The sequence below is a fragment of the Nonomuraea sp. NPDC005650 genome (assembly GCF_040605375.1).
In the GTDB taxonomy this organism is placed as follows: domain Bacteria; phylum Actinomycetota; class Actinomycetes; order Streptosporangiales; family Streptosporangiaceae; genus Nonomuraea.
In genome coordinates, this window is sequence record NZ_JBEXCR010000040.1 from 83,488 (window position 1) to 99,840 (window position 16,353).

21 protein-coding genes are annotated in these 16,353 nt (G+C 67.8%); 14 read left to right on the forward strand and 7 right to left on the reverse strand.

The window, feature by feature from the left end; translation table 11 throughout:
- Positions 1-46: 46 nt before the first annotated feature.
- Entirely contained in the window at positions 47-472 is a 426-nt protein-coding gene (locus ABZS69_RS49350) for a CGNR zinc finger domain-containing protein (protein WP_355386490.1), read from the forward strand.
- On the opposite strand, the gene ABZS69_RS49355 is transcribed toward ABZS69_RS49350, so the two are convergent.
- Positions 469-837 carry a S24 family peptidase gene (locus tag ABZS69_RS49355; protein WP_355386493.1) on the reverse strand — a complete coding sequence of 123 codons (369 nt, stop codon included), beginning with the start codon at positions 835-837 and terminating at the stop codon, positions 469-471. The genes ABZS69_RS49350 and ABZS69_RS49355 overlap by 4 nt on opposite strands.
- A 17-nt stretch (positions 838-854) precedes the next feature.
- Between ABZS69_RS49355 and sodN the strand changes: the two genes are divergently transcribed.
- The 3 genes from sodN (at position 855) to ABZS69_RS49370 (ending at position 2,607) form a co-directional block, all read left to right on the forward strand.
- On the forward strand, positions 855-1,256 hold the full coding sequence (sodN, locus tag ABZS69_RS49360; protein WP_350729297.1) for a superoxide dismutase, Ni: 402 nt from the start codon (positions 855-857) through the stop codon (positions 1,254-1,256).
- Positions 1,257-1,384: 128 nt separating this feature from the next.
- Entirely contained in the window at positions 1,385-1,810 is a 426-nt protein-coding gene (locus ABZS69_RS49365; RefSeq protein WP_127936220.1) for an anti-sigma factor, read from the forward strand.
- A gap of 17 nt (positions 1,811-1,827) precedes the next feature.
- Positions 1,828-2,607: an RNA polymerase sigma factor SigF gene (locus tag ABZS69_RS49370; RefSeq protein ID WP_176573444.1), complete on the forward strand. Its 780-nt coding sequence runs from the start codon at positions 1,828-1,830 to the stop codon at positions 2,605-2,607.
- On the opposite strand, the gene ABZS69_RS49375 is transcribed toward ABZS69_RS49370, so the two are convergent.
- Positions 2,604-2,987, reverse strand: a complete 384-nt coding sequence (locus ABZS69_RS49375) for a hypothetical protein (protein WP_355386498.1) — start codon at positions 2,985-2,987, stop codon at positions 2,604-2,606. The genes ABZS69_RS49370 and ABZS69_RS49375 overlap by 4 nt on opposite strands.
- Positions 2,988-3,084: 97 nt before the next feature.
- Between ABZS69_RS49375 and ABZS69_RS49380 the strand changes: the two genes are divergently transcribed.
- Both ABZS69_RS49380 and ABZS69_RS49385 read left to right on the forward strand, forming a co-directional pair.
- Positions 3,085-4,032 (forward strand): diacylglycerol kinase family protein, encoded by a 948-nt coding sequence (locus ABZS69_RS49380; RefSeq protein ID WP_355386636.1) that lies wholly within the window; start codon positions 3,085-3,087, stop codon positions 4,030-4,032.
- A gap of 274 nt (positions 4,033-4,306) precedes the next feature.
- The gene (locus ABZS69_RS49385; RefSeq protein ID WP_185068358.1) at positions 4,307-4,561 is read left to right on the forward strand and encodes a WhiB family transcriptional regulator; all 255 of its coding nucleotides are present in this window, start codon (positions 4,307-4,309) and stop codon (positions 4,559-4,561) included.
- Between the two features lie 296 nt (positions 4,562-4,857).
- On the opposite strand, the gene ABZS69_RS49390 is transcribed toward ABZS69_RS49385, so the two are convergent.
- Complete coding sequence (locus ABZS69_RS49390; protein WP_355386502.1) at positions 4,858-6,327, reverse strand: histidine kinase N-terminal domain-containing protein; 1,470 nt, start codon at positions 6,325-6,327, stop codon at positions 4,858-4,860.
- Between the two features lie 226 nt (positions 6,328-6,553).
- Here ABZS69_RS49390 and ABZS69_RS49395 point away from each other — a divergent pair, with 226 nt between their 5' ends.
- The 3 genes from ABZS69_RS49395 (at position 6,554) to ABZS69_RS49405 (ending at position 8,242) form a co-directional block, all read left to right on the forward strand.
- The gene (locus tag ABZS69_RS49395) at positions 6,554-6,811 is read left to right on the forward strand and encodes a hypothetical protein (RefSeq protein ID WP_355386505.1); all 258 of its coding nucleotides are present in this window, start codon (positions 6,554-6,556) and stop codon (positions 6,809-6,811) included.
- Positions 6,808-7,527, forward strand: a complete 720-nt coding sequence (locus ABZS69_RS49400) for a GntR family transcriptional regulator (protein WP_355386508.1) — start codon at positions 6,808-6,810, stop codon at positions 7,525-7,527. The genes ABZS69_RS49395 and ABZS69_RS49400 overlap by 4 nt, the downstream gene beginning before the upstream one ends.
- Before the next feature lie 274 nt (positions 7,528-7,801).
- The gene (locus ABZS69_RS49405; RefSeq protein ID WP_355386511.1) at positions 7,802-8,242 is read left to right on the forward strand and encodes a hypothetical protein; all 441 of its coding nucleotides are present in this window, start codon (positions 7,802-7,804) and stop codon (positions 8,240-8,242) included.
- A 25-nt stretch (positions 8,243-8,267) separates the two neighbouring features.
- Here ABZS69_RS49405 and ABZS69_RS49410 read toward each other — a convergent pair whose 3' ends face one another.
- From ABZS69_RS49410 to ABZS69_RS49420, 3 genes are all read right to left on the reverse strand, one after another.
- The gene (locus ABZS69_RS49410) at positions 8,268-8,555 is read right to left on the reverse strand and encodes a hypothetical protein (RefSeq protein WP_355386514.1); all 288 of its coding nucleotides are present in this window, start codon (positions 8,553-8,555) and stop codon (positions 8,268-8,270) included.
- A gap of 8 nt (positions 8,556-8,563) precedes the next feature.
- Positions 8,564-10,324, reverse strand: coding sequence for a hypothetical protein (locus ABZS69_RS49415; RefSeq protein WP_355386517.1), 1,761 nt, complete (start codon positions 10,322-10,324; stop codon positions 8,564-8,566).
- 135 nt (positions 10,325-10,459) lie between these two features.
- Positions 10,460-10,711 (reverse strand): GntR family transcriptional regulator, encoded by a 252-nt coding sequence (locus ABZS69_RS49420; protein WP_355386520.1) that lies wholly within the window; start codon positions 10,709-10,711, stop codon positions 10,460-10,462.
- Positions 10,712-11,064: 353 nt separating this feature from the next.
- Here ABZS69_RS49420 and ABZS69_RS49425 point away from each other — a divergent pair, with 353 nt between their 5' ends.
- From ABZS69_RS49425 to ABZS69_RS49445, 5 genes are all read left to right on the forward strand, one after another.
- Positions 11,065-11,349: a hypothetical protein gene (locus ABZS69_RS49425; protein ID WP_355386523.1), complete on the forward strand. Its 285-nt coding sequence runs from the start codon at positions 11,065-11,067 to the stop codon at positions 11,347-11,349.
- Positions 11,350-11,388: 39 nt separating this feature from the next.
- Positions 11,389-12,099 (forward strand): dethiobiotin synthase, encoded by a 711-nt coding sequence (gene bioD, locus ABZS69_RS49430; RefSeq protein WP_355386526.1) that lies wholly within the window; start codon positions 11,389-11,391, stop codon positions 12,097-12,099.
- Between the two features lie 106 nt (positions 12,100-12,205).
- Positions 12,206-13,366 carry a histidine kinase gene (locus ABZS69_RS49435; RefSeq protein WP_355386529.1) on the forward strand — a complete coding sequence of 387 codons (1,161 nt, stop codon included), beginning with the start codon at positions 12,206-12,208 and terminating at the stop codon, positions 13,364-13,366.
- On the forward strand, positions 13,357-14,013 hold the full coding sequence (locus ABZS69_RS49440; RefSeq protein ID WP_355386532.1) for a response regulator transcription factor: 657 nt from the start codon (positions 13,357-13,359) through the stop codon (positions 14,011-14,013). The genes ABZS69_RS49435 and ABZS69_RS49440 overlap by 10 nt, the downstream gene beginning before the upstream one ends.
- The gene (locus tag ABZS69_RS49445; RefSeq protein ID WP_355386535.1) at positions 14,010-14,789 is read left to right on the forward strand and encodes a hypothetical protein; all 780 of its coding nucleotides are present in this window, start codon (positions 14,010-14,012) and stop codon (positions 14,787-14,789) included. Before ABZS69_RS49440 ends, ABZS69_RS49445 begins: the two co-directional genes overlap by 4 nt.
- Here the strand turns inward: ABZS69_RS49445 and ABZS69_RS49450 are convergent.
- Positions 14,672-16,201, reverse strand: a complete 1,530-nt coding sequence (locus tag ABZS69_RS49450; RefSeq protein WP_355386537.1) for a transposase — start codon at positions 16,199-16,201, stop codon at positions 14,672-14,674. The genes ABZS69_RS49445 and ABZS69_RS49450 overlap by 118 nt on opposite strands.
- Positions 16,202-16,353 lie beyond the last annotated feature (152 nt).

Below are 16,353 nucleotides of genomic sequence, written 5' to 3' on the forward strand. Positions count from 1 at the left end.
GGAATCTCGGCCATGGCCGCCGGGACCCGTGATGTAATACACCCGCATGGACCTCACCTCTTACGCCGAGTGGGCCGTCCGGCTGGTCAACGATCCGGACCCGCCGCCGGAGCTGAGGCCGCTGCGGGAGGAGCTGGCCGCCGCGTTCGACGGGGCCGACGACGAGCGGGCCGTGGCGCAGCGGCTCAACGCCCTGCTGGTGCGCTACCCCGTACGCCCCCAGCTCACCGACCACGACGGCGGGGGCTGGCACCTCCACCTGGCCGACGACTCCGCCGCCTGCGCCGTCATGGGCCTGGCCGCGGTCGTGGCGGAGCTGGGTGCGGACCGGCTCGGCCGGTGCCAGGAGCCGCACTGCGGGAAGGCGTTCCTGGACACCTCGTCCAACCGTTCCCGGCGCTACTGCTCCGCCCGCTGCGCCAGCCGCGCGAACGTCGCCGCCTTCCGCGCCCGCCGGCGCACCGGCTCCTAACGCCGCCGCCGCAGGAGGGGCCAGTAGCGCAGCACGACCCGTCCCACGATGTCGTGGACCGGCCCGAAGTCCCAGCTGTCCCGCCGGCCGCCGGCCCGCTGGTTGTCGCTCTCCAGCCACCACCCGTCCTGGCCGTGCCACTGCGCCCGTTTCACGATGAGCCGGCCGGGATCGCCGGGAAGCCTCGCCACCACGAGATCGCCCGGGTGGACGGTGGCGCCCCGGCGTACGAGGAGCCAGTCGCCGGGAACCAGCGCGGGGCGCATCGAATCGCCCTCGACACGCACTCTCATGGGCTGTGACCCCCTACTCCGCAGGCGTTGGGACCCGAGTAAGGTCGGTTGTGGACCAAGCTGATTCAGCATCAAGGAAGGACTTTCTGATGCTCGCACGACTGCTACGACCCAAGCATGTCGCTTCCGCACACTGCGACCTGCCCTGTGGCGTCTACGACCCCGCTCAGGCCCGCATCGAGGCCGAGTCGGTCAAGGCGATCATGGAAAAGTACGCGGCCAACGAGGACGCGGTCTTCCGCGCCCGCGCGCTCTCCATCAAGGAGGAGCGGGCCGAGCTGGTCAAGCACCACCTGTGGGTGCTGTGGACCGACTACTTCAAGCCTCCGCACCTGGAGCAGTACCCTCAGCTTCACCAGCTCTTCTGGGACGCCACCAAGCTCGCGGGCGCCGCCGGCGCCAAGGGCACGGTCGACGTCGCCAAGGCCGAGGACCTGCTGGGCAAGATCGACGAAATCTCCAAGATCTTCTGGGAGACCAAGGCCGCCTAAAACGGCACATAAGGCTCTGTGCGGCAGCAGGTCGCACAGAGCCTTTTCCGTTGATGGCGAGTCTGAATCGTCCAAGCACCTCCCCGGGGCGGTAAGTTGCAGTTGGCGTCGGAAACGCGAGGAGGAACGTGACCGAGGAAACCGAGACGCGCGCGGAGGGCGTGGCCGGCATCCGCGACGTGGTGAGCATCAGGCTCCCCGCCGCCAGTGCCTACCTGTCTGTGCTGCGTACGGCTACCGCCGGGCTGGCGGCGCGGCTTGACTTCACGCTCGACGAGATCGAGGATCTGCGGATCGCGGTCGACGAGGCGTGCGCCATGCTGCTGAGCGAGGCGGTGCCCGGCACCGACCTCACCGCCGAGTTCGAGCTGACCGGCCATGAGATGCAGGTCAGGGTCGAAGTGGCCACGGTCGGCAGCTCCGCGCCCAAACGCGATGACTTCGCCTGGATGGTGCTGACCGCCCTGGCCGACGACGTCGACGCGGTGACCGACTCCCCAGATCGCATGGCTATCGTCCTGCGTAAGCGCCGAGGCGCAGCGAGGCCGGCGTGACGGAAAGGACTGGAGCCATGGCCACCAGCGAACACGCCGTGCCCGACCGGGTGCGTGCCCGCATGCTCTTCGCCGAGCTGGCCGAGCTGGGCCCCGAGGAGCCGCGCCGCCAGCGCATCAGAGACGAGCTGGTCGAGCTTCACCTTCCCCTGGTCGAATACCTGGCCCGCCGCTTTCGGAACAGGGGCGAGTGGCTCGACGACCTGACCCAGGTCGCCACCATCGGCCTGATCAAGTCGATCGACCGGTTCGACCTCAACCGCGGCGTGGAGTTCTCCACGTACGCCACGCCCACGATCGTCGGCGAGATCAAGCGTCACTTCCGCGACAAGGGCTGGGCCGTCCGCGTCCCGCGCCGCCTGCAGGAGCTGAAGCTCTCGCTGACCAAGGCGATCAGCGACCTCTCGCAGCGCGAGGGCCGCGCGCCGACCGTGGCCGAGCTGGCCTCCTACCTGAAGATGACCGAGGAGGAGGTGCTCGAGGGCCTCGAGTCGGCCAACGCCTACTCGACGGTTTCGCTCGACGCGCCCGACTCCGGCGACGACGACGCCCCCGCGGTGTCCGACTCGCTGGGCATCGTGGACGAGTCGCTCGAGGGCGTCGAATACCGCGAGTCGCTGAAACCGCTGCTCGAACGGCTGCCGCCACGGGAGAAGCGCATCCTGCTGTTGCGCTTCTTCGGCAATATGACGCAGTCGCAGATCGCCACAGAGCTGGGCATCTCGCAGATGCACGTCTCGCGCCTGCTGGCCCGCACCCTCGCGCAGCTGCGCGAGGGTTTGACCGCCGAAGACTAGCCGTCTCCGTAGAGAGCGTGGGTGGTGGGCGGCGCCAGCAGCGTCGCCAACCCCGCCAGCGCGATCACGATCAGCGGGATCCCGAGCTGGGGCTGGCCCGACTGGATGAGCGTGACGGAGATCGGCACGATGAAGATCTGCGTCAGGACGCCGGGCGACCGCCCCCAGCGCTCCATCTTGAACAGCCCGCCCCACGCCACCCAGAGCAGCCCCGCTCCGATCAGCACGCCGAACGCCGACTCGGCGATGGCGGTGGTGAGGTTGTCCGGGGTGCTGACCAGGGTCTCCACGCCGACGTAGATGCCGAGCCCGAGCGCCACCAGGCCTTCCAGGGCGACGATGGCGGCGGCGATGACGAGGGTGACCGGACGACGATTCACGCCCGTACCCTACCCCCCGGGCAAGCCGGTCCGAGAAATAGGACGTTCGGCCGATAACGCCCACAAGTCCAGCGGATACGCTGGCGATATGCGCACCATGCTATTGGTGAATCCCAAGGCCACGACCACGAACGCCCGTACGCGTAACGTGCTGATCCGCGCACTCGGCGCGGCCGTGGAGCTGACGGTGGAGGAGACCCGTTACCGCGGGCACGCCGCGGCGCTGGCCGCCACCGCGCGGGCCAAGGGGTACGACGTCGTGGCGGTGCTCGGCGGCGACGGGACGATCAACGAGGCCGTGAACGGCCTGCTCAACCCGGTCAACGGCGACGACGTCCCGACCGGCAGCGAGGGCCGGCCCGCGCTGATCGTCATCCCCGGGGGCAGCGCGAACGTGTTCGCCCGGGCGCTGGGGCTGCCGAACGACCCGGTGGAGTCCACGGGGGCGGTGCTGGAGGCGCTCAGGGAGGACCGGCGCAGGACCGTGGGTTTGGGGCAAGCCCTTTGGGAAGGCCGGAGCCGATACTTCACCTTCTGCTCGGGCATGGGCTACGACGCGGAGGTCGTACGGGCCGTAGAAGGCCTGAGAGGCACCGGCCGTAAAGCAACACCTGCACGGTATGTGAACACCGCCCTACGGCACTATCTGGCCACGGACAAGCGGCATCCAGCGATGACCCTGACCGGTCCCGGCATCCCGACGGCCCGGGGGTTGTTCATGGCGATCGTCTCGAACACCTCGCCGTGGACGTACGTCGGCAGCAGAGCCGTGCACCCGACCCCGTGGGCGAGCTTCGAGACCGGGCTCGACCTTCTCGGACTGCGCCGGATGGGGCCGATGTCAATCGCGTCGGTGATCCGGCAGATTCTCACGGAGAGTGACGCACTTCCGGGCGGCCGGCACCTCGTTCAGCTGCACGACGAGGCCGAGGTGACGCTCACCGCGGACCGGCCCGTGGCCTTCCAACTGGACGGGGACTACCTGGGCGAATGCGAGACCGTAACGTTTCGGTCTACACCGAACGCGTTACAAGTTTTGGTCTAGACGGTTACATTCGGTCATTGTGTGACGCATCCGACATCCATAACAGCCAAAACTTCCCGTCAACCCTCTTGCGTGCACTCAGCGTGGCTGACAGTCTCAAGACTGACGTCGGAACGTAGGACCTTTAACAACCCCAAGGTTCTCCCCGAGTGTCAGCGGGCAATCCCGGGTCCACACAGGTCCAGGGCATTGTTCGCGCGAGTTAGTGAAACTCTTCACAAAGTAGTAGCCGCACGGAGCCGACCAGAGGCTCCATCTACTAAGGAGTGGACGCATGGACTGGCGCCACCGAGCTGCCTGCCGTGACGTGGACCCCGAGCTGTTCTTCCCGATCGGCAACACCGGCCCGGCACTCATGCAGATCGAAGAAGCCAAGCAGGTCTGCCGTTCCTGCTCGGCCGTCGAAGCCTGCCTGAAGTGGGCGCTGGAGTCCGGGCAGGACGCCGGCGTCTGGGGTGGCCTCAGCGAGGACGAGCGCCGCGCTCTCAAGCGCCGCACCGCTCGCCACCGCGCCCGCCTCACCGCCTGACCCGCCACCTTCATCTGACCGCGACCTCTTACCTGACCGCGACCTCTCATCTGACCGCGACTCGTCTGACCGCGACTTTCAGCTGACCCCGCGACGCCCGAGCCCCGATCGGCTCGCGCGCCGCCGCACCCCTCCCCGCCCGATGCGTCGCCGCCGGCCGCCGCGCCACCCGCCGGACGCGCCACCGCCCCAGCCGTCACCTCGGCCGACGCACCGCCGCCCTTCGACGTGCCCGCACCCGACGCGCCGGGCCCCCGTACTCCCGTCGAACCCCGGCGGACGCGTACGGACCGGGATCAGGCCGCCGGGAGCGGGATCGACAGCGTGACCTCCGTACCCCCTCCGAGCCTCGGCTCGATGGACAGCCGGCCGGAAAGCTCCCCTTCGACCAGCGTACGGACGATCTGCAGCCCCAGGCTGGTGGAGCTGTCGAGGTCGAAGCCCTCAGGAAGCCCGCGGCCGTCGTCCCACACCGTGACGTTGAGCCGGTCGAGCGTGGGCTCGACCACCACCTCCAGCCGCTTGGGCCGCCCGTGCTGCATCGCGTTCTGCAGCAGCTCGGTCAGCGCCATGGCCAGCGGCGTGGCGATGAGCGAGGGCAGCACGCCGAAGCCGCCGACGCGCCGCGGCATGACGCCCACCTCCGCGGCCGACACCTCCCCCGCCATCGCGAACACCCGGTCGGCGATCTCGTCGAAGTCCACGAACTCCTCGGGCGCGTGGGACAGCGTCTCGTGCACGATCGCGATCGACCCGACCCTGCGCACCGCCTCCTCCAGCGCCTCCCGGCCCTCGGGCACCTGCAGCCGTCTGGCCTGGAGGCGCAGCAGCGCGGCGACGGTCTGCAGGTTGTTCTTCACCCGGTGGTGGATCTCGCGGATCGTGGCGTCCTTGGTCATCAGCTCGCGCTCGCGGCGCCGCAGCTCGGTCACGTCCCTGATGAGCACGAGCGCGCCGATGCGGCCGCCGCCGACGATCAGCGGGATGGCCCTGAGCTGCACGATCGTGCCGCCCGACTCGACCTCGGTCTCCTTGGCCGCGCGCCCGCTGGCCACGATCATGAGGTCTTCGTTGATCGGCTCGTCGGAGTAGCAGAGCGTCGCGGTGACCCGGCCCAGCTCGGCCCCGACCAGGTCGGCGTGCAGGCCGAGCCGCCGGTAGGCGGACAGGGCGTTCGGCGAGGCGTACGTGACGCGCCCGGCCCGGTCGAGCCGCAGCAGGCCGTCGCCGACGCGCGGCGAGCGCACCAGGATCGGCTCCTCGCCCGAGAACGGGAACCGGCCCTCGGCCACCATCTGCGCCAGGTCGGAGGCGCTCTGGAGATAGGTCAGCTCCAGGCGGGACGGGGTGCGGGCGGAGGAGAGGTTCGTGGAGCGCTGGATCACCGCCAGGAACCGCCCCTCGCCGCCCTCGACGGTCCGCCGCACGGGGATGGTCTCCTCGCGCACCGGCACGCCCGTGGACCAGTCGGGGTCGCCCTCGCGGCAGATGCGGCGCTCGTTCCAGGCGGTGTCGATCAGGTGGCGCTCGCCCTTGGCGGCGACGCTGCCGACGATGTCGTCGTGGTAGACGGTGGGGCCGGTGGTCGGGCGCATCTGCGCGATCGCGATCCACCCGCTCTCGCCCAGCAGCGGCGCCCACAGGATGAGATCGGCGAACGACAGGTCGGCCAGCAGCTGCCAGTCGGAGACCAGCGAGTGCAGCCAGTCGAGATCCGCCTCGTCGAGGGCGGTGTGGCGGGCTACGAGGTCGCTGAGAGTCGGCACAGGTGCATCATGCGTGCTTTTCCCCGCAACAACCAAACCGGCTCCCTGGCTGAATGCGCGCCCGAATGCGCGGGCAGGACTCCGCATGACGAAGCCGCACACCCGCTCATTCGCACAGTGACGGCAGATACGGCATCGTGCACCCAACTCGACATATCGGGAATCTCATATTGTGAGAACCGTCACACCATGAGAGCTGCCCGAACCGCAGACGGGCGATTCGGAGGTGATCGACACGGGCAGGTGGTTCCGCCGCGACACGGCTCACGGACCGGCCTCGGTTGCGATCGCGCTCGCCGCTGTGGATATCCTTCACAATCAGCCTGAGCTGCCCGGATCCGTGCGTGCCGGCAACCGTACCCGCCCGGTGCCGGTCTGCCGTCACAGTCGGCTGTTGACCGCTGGGGCCGATGTGAGTTCCGATGATCTCGCGGTGATCAGACACGCCCTCACCGCCGTGGCAGAAGTGAAGGTGAGCGCGTGACAGACGACAGCCCCCGCGTACCGAAGTACTACGACGTCAAACGCAGCGTGCTGGAGCTCACGAAGACCCTGCCCGCGGGCACGGCGCTGCCGCCGGAGCGCACGCTCGCCGTACGGTTCGAGACCTCCCGCACCACGGTCAGGCAGGCGCTGACCGAGCTCGTGGTGGAGGGCCGGCTGCTGCGCATCCAGGGCAAGGGCACGTTCGTGGCCCAGCCGAAGGTGGCGCAGGTGCTGCAGCTCACCTCGTACATCGGCGACCTGCGCACGGCGGGCCTCGAACCGGACACGAAGATACTCGAGATCGGCTACATCACCGCCGACGAGGCCCTGGCCAGGCGCCTGGCCATCAACCCCGGCGGTCGCGTGCTGCGCATCCACCGCCTCCGGCTGGCCAACGGCGAACCGGTCTCCATCGACACCACCCACCTGTCCGCGCGCCGCTTCCCCCGGCTGCGGCGGGAGCTCGAGGTCCACGCGTCCCTGTACGAGACGCTGCACAACGCCTACAACGTCCGGCTCACGGACGCCGAAGAGATCATCGAGACCGTCCTGGCCACCCCGTACGACGCCAAGGCCCTCGGCGTCGACGTCGGCCTCCCCATGCTCCTCCTGACCCGCCACGCCTTCGACGCCGACGGCAACCCCGTCGAGTGGGCCCAGTCCCTCTACCGCGGCGACCGGTACAAGTTCGTCACCCGCCTGCGGCGGCCGTAGAGTTTCTCGGGCCTACCAATGGGTGTTCCAGTGGCTGGGCGGAGCGGCCTGTGAGGCAGTGGGCCCACGTGGTCGTATGGCCAGGCGCGTAGGCTGAGGAGCCGGGCCGGAGGATCAGCAACTCTGTCCAAGCCTGAAGTCTCGGCCGGCCAACGGATGAAACCGCAATCGGCATAGCGCATATACGACAGGGTGAGGATTCGGTAGGGTCCGGGACGTGCGACTTCGTGGCCGTTGTATATCTGTTGCTGCGTTGCTTACGTGCCTCGCCGTCATGTCAGCCTGCTCGGCAGAGTCCGAGAGACCCACGCTGAAGGCGGCGGCGGCACAGCTCGTTGCCGACGGCGAGAAGTTGGTGGCGTCCCGGGAGTTGACCGCCGCAGGAACGGTAACCGTGACCGAACGCGCGGACAAAGACAGCGAAGTCGGGTGTCTACAAGGCCAAGTTCAGCGGTTCTTCCGGGCGCAGGGCGATTTCAATCCTCCGCCGGACGTGAATTCACCGAGTAATTCGGCCGGCTTAATGCTGGGCAAGCTGGAAAGCTTGGGCTATGACAAAATCGCGGACGAACTGGATCTCCGCGATGAGAATCTGGGCGTGACGTTGTCGCAGAACTCGCGGGCAGGAATTACATTCTTGGTGACCGTGCGCAATGGACAGAACCCCAACATCATGATCGTCGGAAAGACCAGCTGCTACGAGCGCGGCGGCTAACCCGAAGGGAGACTCACTCCTGTAGTCAGCTCGACAGTTGGGCCGCCTCACTGCGCAACAGCTGGGCTTGTTTGCGCAGATGGTCGGCCGTTGTCGTGCACGCCTCTCGAAGCTGACCGATCTCGCGTACCAACTGCATGGCCTGGGCCGTGAAATGATCCGCAGCTGGCCCTTTCCAGAACGCGTCGATATGCCGTGGATTTACTAGGTGTCCATGGAAAACCTCGCTCAGATTCTCCGCATAACGGGTGAAGGCGGTGGCAAGGAGTTCCTTGTCGGCGGCCTTCCGGAACAGCTCGCCCTGCGTCGGCATTGTCATCCTTACCCGCCTCGCTTTTCTAGCGCATCAACCAGTCCGTTGTAGAGTCTTCCGCGGAAGGCCATGCGCACCTCATCCTGTTGATAGATGGTCAGCGGCTTTTGGCCATACTGCTCCAGCGATTCGAAAACCAACCGAGCCTGCTGCACCGCGATCTGGTCGGCAACCTTTCTCGCGTTCTCTGGGGTCTTTTCGTCGAAGTACCCCGTGATCATGTCCTTGAACACGTTCTTGGTGTCGTCCAAGCCCTTGTCCCGAACCGTGGCCGTCGTTGGATCGTTGATCGGCCAGTACTTGTTCGAGAGCCAGTCGATGGGCAAGGTCATGGTGTCCGCGAGCCACTCCGCGTACTCGTCGTCGCTCCACTCTGCCTGCGTGGACCCGCTAAGCACCAGATTCGCCAACCCGCCCGCCAAAGCGGTCCGCGACGTGTACTCCGCCTGCGTACTCTCATCCCCGAACGGCCGGAAGCGCCCAATGTCCAGACCAACCGTGTAGTCGTGTGATGCCATCATCAGAGCGCTCGCCGCCGCTTTGTCCTGCATCAACGCCCCCATGAACCGGGAAGCCACGCTTGGATCGAGGTTGTCCCAGGGAGGAGTTGGATGCAGTGTGACGAGATCCGGCGAAGAGAGCTTGGCTTGGCCACGGGCGAGTTGGTCAAGGTAAGGCGTTACGTTCTCGGCCAATGTGCGGCTGACCGGCGAGTCCTTGAAGGTTCCCCATTGACCGCCGATCCATGGAGTGTCTTCGGCGCCGAGGCCGTTGATGAGGTTGAGCCACGCTCGGTCACGCAGGTCGGCTACGCCGGCACCTGGTTTCAACGCCTTGTCCAGCACTCCTGCCAGCCTCTCTTCGAAACCGGAGATTCCGGTCGTACGAAATCGTCCCGGATGCAGCAACCAGCCCGCGACCTGCTTGTTCTCGGCAAGCAGGCTCTGCAGCGGCTGGGGGTCTGCGTCGTAGGCCTCTACCAGGGCGTTCAAGTTCCAGTTCTGCCCAGCCGAGGACTCGGCGGCAAGGTGGCGGCTCAGGAGGCGCGTGGCCACCTGGTTGAGGAAAGTGCCAGACTGCTTGGCCAGCGTGAGCAGCGAGGTCAGAACACTAGGTTCGGTTGTTTCCACCAGCTTTTCGCGCCACTCATCACCCAATCGCCCGGCACCTCCCGCGCTGCTGTAGGCCCGGGCGAGCAGGCCGAGGGTGTCCTGGGCCTGCTCAAGAGTGCCCGGCGGCACGCCTCTTTGCATGACAGCCGGTCCCTTGTCCCTCATCCAATGCATAAACGTGGCCCGGAACGTGTCCGGACCCAGCGCTCCCAGCAAAGCAGCCGCGTAAGCGGGATCGTCGACCTTCTCGCCGGTAGCCGCCAGCGCATCGGCTACCTTGTGCCAGCTCTCCACAGTGGTCTCGACATCGTGCCGCTTGAGCGCCTCGGAAATGGTCGCGGCGTCTCTCTTTCCCTGCTGGGCAGCCTCGGACTCGGTGGCGAAGGTGAAGAACACGGTGACCAGACCTTGTGCCCCGCTCGGAACCATGCGCCGGATCGTGTCGATCCGCCATTTGAGGTCTCGCTGGTTCTCGTCGAAGAACGCCCAGGACCTGTGCATGACGATTACGCCTTGCTGGCCGGTCCATGCCTCCCTCGCCTCGTCGATGGCCGCTTCGAGTCCAGGTCGCGTGCTGGCCAGGACTCTCTTGCCGGCTTCCATCTGCTGGATGAGCTGATCGGCTCTACCGGGGTCGATCCCAACGAACTCCCCCATGGGTCTCCTCCCAGAGGGTGTGGGTTACAGGGCGGGAGTTAAACACAGCGGGCAATACAGGTAAATGCCTCAAGTACTGGCATAGCTACTGGGTCTGGCCGATCAGAGAACTCCGACGGCCACAAGCCCTCGGCATCAGGCCGGTTTGGTGTCGTGACGTTCGGCGACAAACAGGCCGCGTCCAGGCGCGGTGATCAGAAGACCCTCGTTCTTGAGTACGTCGAGCGCCTTCTTCACGGTGTTCCGGGACAGGCCGGATTCTTCTTCCAACTCCGTCTGAGATGGCACCTTGCGGCCAGGTGGGATCTCGCCTGCCTCGATGCGGGCGCGGAGCGCGTCCGCAAGCTGGAGGTAGGGCGCTCGCAGCCCATCCGGATCGATTCTCACGATTTGAAGGCTAGGCGGCCAGGATTATCCCAAGATAGGCAGGCCCTGCCATGGCCAGCCCTGGCCGGGTCGGCTACCATGTCGTCATCCCTCGGTCCTCGAAGTCGGGGTCCCACCAACAGGCCCTGCTGGTCGGGCCCTTGATCGGACAATGGAGGTCCGGCCCGTGGCTGCAAACAGAACCACAGACCTACGATTCGATCCTCGCCTGACAGCCGAGATCCGAGCCGTTCTCGAGAAGCACGGATACCGGCTGCCTCCAGGCGGCGATCACATCCGCGAACTCGTCATGGCCCGCGTCGACATCGCACTCAAGAACCTCGTCGAGATCTTCGAAGGAAGGATCTGCTGAGATGGCGGGCGAGATTCCTGACTTCCACGGCCCGCACGCCGCGCCGCCCCTGCCGGGCCACCTGGTATTGACCTGGTACCAACCAGACCGCCGGGCGTCGCGCATCCGCGTGGTCTCGCACACCTGCGAATGCAGCGGGACGACGTACGAGCTGTGCAGTGCCGCTGGCCTGGGATTCGTCCGCCGTACCGACCGCGACAAGCGGACCGTCCACGAAACCTCGTGGACCTTGAGCGCAGCCGCCAGACATACCTTCGAGCAGATCTTGCACGGCGAGGCCCGATGAGAGCCCGGGTTGAGCGGGCACCGCGTCTAGGCTGGTCACGTGAGTGTTCTCGTCGTCACAGGTACCGATGCCGGGGTCGGCAAGACCGTCGTGACGGCGGCGCTCGCGGTGCTGGCCAGAGGGCGTGGGGCGTCCGTGGCCGTGGTGAAGGCCGCGCAGACCGGGGTCGCGCCAGGGGAGGCCGGGGATGTGGATCAGGTGATCCGGCTGGCCGGCGTCAGCACGACCTTTGAGGTACGGCGGTTCGCCGAGCCGCTGCCGCCTGCCGCCGCCGCCCGGGTCGCCGGGGTGCCGCCCGTGTCCCTGGCCGAGGTGGAGCTGCTCGTACGGGAGCTCGCCGAGAGCAATCGGATGGTGGTCGTGGAGGGCACCGGGGGGTTGCTGGAGCGGTTCGACGAGGACGGCGGGACCATCGGGGATCTGGCCCGGGCGCTGAGCGCGCAGGTGGTCGTCGTGGTCCGGCCCGGGCGGGGGGCGGTGAACCACACCGCGCTCACCCTGGAGGCGATGGCCAACAGGGGGCTGGAGCCGACGGGGATCGTCATCGGGCGCTGGCCCGGTGAGCCCGGGATCGTCGAGCGGAGTTGCGTGTGCGACCTCGAGATGCTGGCCGCGCGGCCGCTGGCCGGGGTGCTGCCGGAGGGGGCCGGGGGGTTGGGTAGGGAGGAGTTCGCCGAGGTGGCGCGGAGAGGGTTGGGTGCGATGTTGGGGGGCTCTTTCGATCCGGCCGGGTTCAAGGCGGCGCTTTGATGGCGGGGAAAACCCCCGCCCGCTTTGAGGGTGGGGAAAACCCCACCATTCATCGGCACACCAGGGCTATTTCGTGTCTCCCCCGCTGCTCAATACCGTTGAGGGCATGAAGGTCCCCCGTCCGTGGTCGGCGCGGGCGTGGCTCGACACGGCCCACGTGATGATCGGTCTGCCGGTCGCCGTGCTGCTCGGCGGGCTGACGCTCGTCCTGGCCGTGTCGCCGCCCCTGCTGATGCGGAGCGTGCCGCTGTTCACGAGGGTGCAGCGGTCGAGGTTCGAGGCGTTCCTGGGTGCGCGCATCCCGCCCGTGGTCTCCCCGAGCAGCTGGCGCAGCCCGGCCACGTGGCGGCAGATCAGCTATCACCTGCTGTCGCCGTTCGTGGGGGCCGTGGGCGCGTTCCTGGTGGCGATCGCGTGGGGTGGGGCGATCGTGGGGCTGCTGGCGTTCCTGCCGCGGAAGTTGCAGCCCCCGCCGCTGGAGTTCGAGTTCGACCTCAGGGACGGGAAGGTCGTGCTGGTCTTCATGGCGATCGGGCTCGTGCTGCTGCTGCTCGCGCCGGTGCTGGCGCGCGGCATGGCGGCGCTGGACCTGTCGGTGGCGCGTACGCTGCTCGGGCCCAGCCGCTCGGAGCTGGGCCAGCGGATCGAGACGCTGACGGAGAGCCGGGCGGGGGTCATCGACGCGGCCGACGCCGAGCGGCGCAGGATCGAGCGTGACCTGCACGACGGCGCCCAGCAGCGGCTCGTCTCGCTGGCCATGAACCTCGGCCTGGCCAGGGCCACCCTGACCGACCTGCCCGAGCCGGCCCGCGAGGCCATCGCGCAGGCGCACGAGGAGGCCAAGCAGGCGCTCAAGGAGCTGCGCGACTTCGTACGGGGCCTGCATCCGGCCGTACTGAACGACCAGGGCCTGGACGCGGCGCTGTCCGGCGTCGCGGCCCGCGCGCCGTTCCCCGTGAAACTCCACGTCGACATCGAGCGGCGGGCAAGTCCGACCATCGAGGCGGTGGCCTTCTTCATCGTGTCCGAAGCACTGACCAACATCGCCAAGCACGCGGCGGCCACCAAGGCCGAGGTGAGCGTGCGGCGCGAGCGCGACCGCCTGCACATGCTCGTGTACGACGACGGCTGCGGCGGCGCCCGGCTGGACGGCGGCACGGGGCTGCGCGGCCTGGCCCAGCGGATCGACTCGGTGGACGGGTCGCTCCGGCTGTCCAGCCCGCTGGGCGGCCCTACGACGATCGAGGTGGATCTGCCGTGCGAGTAGTGCTCGCCGAGGACTCCGTACTGCTGCGCGAGGGGCTGATCAGGCTCCTGGGCGCCTCCGGCATGGAGGTCGTGGCGGCCGTGGACGAGGCGGAGGGGCTGCTGCGGGCGGCCGAGGAGCACAAGCCCGAGCTGGTCATCACGGACGTCAGGATGCCGCCCACGCACACCGACGAGGGCCTGCGGGCCGCGCTCGTGCTGCGCCGCCAGCAGCCGGGCCTGCCCGTCCTGGTGCTCTCGCAGTACGTCGAGGAGCGCTACGCCGCCCAGCTCCTCGCCTCGGCCGCGACGGGCGGGGTCGGCTACCTGCTCAAGGACCGGGTGGCGGACGTGACGGAGTTCATCGACGCGCTGCGCAGGGTGGCCGCCGGCGGCACCGCGCTCGACCCCGAGGTGGTGGCCCAGCTCCTGCTGCGCGGCAACAGCGACCCGCTCGAACGGCTCACGCCCAGGGAGCACGAGGTGCTCAAGCTGATGGCGGAGGGCCGGTCCAACGCCGGCATCGGCCAGGCCCTGGTGCTCAGCGAAGGGGCGGTGGGCAAGCACATCGGCAACATCTTCGCCAAGCTCGACCTGTCACCGGCCGAGGGCGACCACCGGCGCGTGCTGGCCGTCCTGCAGTTCCTCAAGATCAGGAGCCTGCCGTGAGAGTCGCCTGGCTGGCGGCGGGCGCGGTGGCGACCGTGATCGCGCTGCTGATCTCCACCTTGGGGCTCTGGCGCGGGTTCGCGCGGGCCAGCATTCCGGAGGAGCGCACGCAGAGGTCCATCGCCTTCGAGCAGAAGAACCTGCGCATCAAGACGGGCAAGGGCACCCAGGTCGACCTGACCATCCTGCCGGGCAAGGCCGGCGAGCTGCTCATCGCGAGGTCGCTGCGCTGGTCGAGGGACCGGCCGACCATCACCGAGGATTGGGACTCCCGTTCCAGCACCCTGCGGCTCGACGCCGTCTGCCCAGGTGAGGAGCAGCCAACTGGCCCCATCTGCATGGCCGATTACGTGATCTTCGTGCCGCCGGAGATCGACCTGGAGGCAGGCACGGGCAACGGCATACTCGACGTCAGCGATCTCTTCGGCAAGGTGCGCCTGTCCACCGTCGCCGGCGACGTCAACGTCAGGAACCTCTCCGGCGCCATCTGGGCCAGGAGCGGCACGGGCAATGTCGATGCCAGGGGGCTCGACGTCGAGGGGGCCGACGTGGAGATCGGCTCGGGGAACGTCGATCTGTCGTTCATCAGCGCTCCCACGTCCGTCAAAGCAGTGGTGCGGACGGTGGGCAACGTCAACCTCGACCTGCCGACGACGGTCTACGACGTGACGGCGGAGGGGGTCGACACCGAGATCGACGTCGACCGGAACCCCGCGTCACTGCGGAAGATCGTCGCGAAGGCGCCGAAGGGCAGGGTGTCCGTCTGCTGCGACTGAAGATCCTTAAGATCACTCTGGTGACTGGTTGTTGACTCGCTCCCCGGCCTGAAGCTGACGGGGATTCCCGTGCCGCTCACGCGGCAGCCTGCGGCGTGGGAGCCGCGAACTGTGGTACGGGGCGCTTGACGCTTCACCGACCCGGTCGGGTCTCCACGCCCTGACACGACCGGCCCGGCCGTCTGTCCTCTGGCTTTGATGTTCTTGGCAGCGTTCACGTCGGCGTGCTCGACATGCCCACAGGAGGTGCATCGAAAGACCGCTTGGCTCTCGCGGCTCTTCGCGTCCACCTTCCCGCAGTCCGGGTTCGAGCAGGTCATTGACGTGTACGCGGCATCAACGACTCGGATGTCGGTTCCGGTGTAGCGGGCCTTGGACCGCAACGCGGTCTCCAGTCCGTACCAGGCCTTGTCCACGATCGATCTGTTCAGCCCGGCCTTCGCCGCGCGCCCGCTAGCAAGGTACGCGCCCGGCGTGCCAGGGTCGGGTCTCGGCGCGACAGACGCTGTCATCGCCCGGATGTTCAGCTTCTCCAGCGTGACGATCGCGTAGTCGCGGGTGAGCCGGTGCGCGGCCTGGGCGTTGAAGTCCGCACGCCGCCACCACGCTCGCCGCATCAGATCCCCCAGTGCCCGGACCACCTGCTTACGCCGGTTCGACCCCTTCTTCGAACGCGCGAGCCGTCGTTGCAGTCGCACATACCGCCTCGCCTCACCCGCCGTGAGAAACCCCGTGTCGCCGGGAGCGTCGCCGGTCGTGACCGTCGGCGGCGCCATCGACGACACACTCCTCTCATCGGCGTGACGGCGGTCGAAGAACTCCCCGTCACTGGTGACCGCGGCGGTGACAACCCCCCGGTCCACTCCCACATGCCGACCGGGACGAGCGTGTTCACTCACCTCGGCAAGCCCGTCGTCCACTAGGAAGCTGATGAACCAGTGCCTGCCGTCGCGGGCCACGGTCGCCGACTTCACCCTGCCGCCCAGGGGGCGGGACAGGCGGAACTTCACCCACCCGAACTTCGGCAGGAACACCCGCCCCCACGTGCGGCTGATCCGCTGGATCGGGATCTGCTGTGCCGTCGGGAATCGAAACGACGGCCGCCACCTCGCCCGCACTTTCCACCGCACCTTCCAGGTGCCGTGCCTGCGGCACGCCTCGTCCAGGTCTTTCAGCGTCTGCTGGATGACCTGCGCGGGCGCCTCGGCCAGCCAAGCGCAATCCGGGTCGGCCTTGGCCTCGGCAAGCTGACGACACTGCTCGGCGTAGCCGATGAACGCGTCCCGGCGTCGATAGGCACGGCGCTGTTCCAGACCGGTGTTCCACACGCTGCGGCAGATGCCGCCCAGCCGCTCGGCGAACAACTTTTGGCCGAAGTCGAACTCCAACCGGTACTTCCGGCCCGCCAGCACGTGTGAAACACCTCCCCCATCAGCATCTCACACCACATCAGTTCGAACATACTATCGCCTGGTCCACGAGCCAGAAAGCGGAATACCGGAGCGGCAGGCACGTGCTCTCCGCGATTGCCCACCTGGTCACCGGGTGCGTCAACCGCGCCATC

What these genes read in the sequence shown, in the direction of transcription:
- ABZS69_RS49425 (WP_355386523.1), top strand. Translation starts at nt 11,065, where the DNA reads ATGGCGGGCGAGATTCCTGACTTCCACGGCCCGCACGCCGCGCCGCCC.
- ABZS69_RS49385 (WP_185068358.1), top strand. Translation starts at nt 4,307, where the DNA reads ATGGACTGGCGCCACCGAGCTGCCTGCCGTGACGTGGACCCCGAGCTG.
- ABZS69_RS49380 (WP_355386636.1), top strand. Translation starts at nt 3,085, where the DNA reads ATGCTATTGGTGAATCCCAAGGCCACGACCACGAACGCCCGTACGCGT.
- ABZS69_RS49355 (WP_355386493.1), bottom strand. Translation starts at nt 837, where the DNA reads ATGCTGAATCAGCTTGGTCCACAACCGACCTTACTCGGGTCCCAACGC.
- ABZS69_RS49350 (WP_355386490.1), top strand. Translation starts at nt 47, where the DNA reads ATGGACCTCACCTCTTACGCCGAGTGGGCCGTCCGGCTGGTCAACGAT.
- ABZS69_RS49435 (WP_355386529.1), top strand. Translation starts at nt 12,206, where the DNA reads ATGAAGGTCCCCCGTCCGTGGTCGGCGCGGGCGTGGCTCGACACGGCC.
- ABZS69_RS49410 (WP_355386514.1), bottom strand. Translation starts at nt 8,555, where the DNA reads ATGCCGACGCAGGGCGAGCTGTTCCGGAAGGCCGCCGACAAGGAACTC.
- sodN (WP_350729297.1), top strand. Translation starts at nt 855, where the DNA reads ATGCTCGCACGACTGCTACGACCCAAGCATGTCGCTTCCGCACACTGC.
- ABZS69_RS49405 (WP_355386511.1), top strand. Translation starts at nt 7,802, where the DNA reads ATGTCAGCCTGCTCGGCAGAGTCCGAGAGACCCACGCTGAAGGCGGCG.
- ABZS69_RS49415 (WP_355386517.1), bottom strand. Translation starts at nt 10,324, where the DNA reads ATGGGGGAGTTCGTTGGGATCGACCCCGGTAGAGCCGATCAGCTCATC.
- ABZS69_RS49370 (WP_176573444.1), top strand. Translation starts at nt 1,828, where the DNA reads ATGGCCACCAGCGAACACGCCGTGCCCGACCGGGTGCGTGCCCGCATG.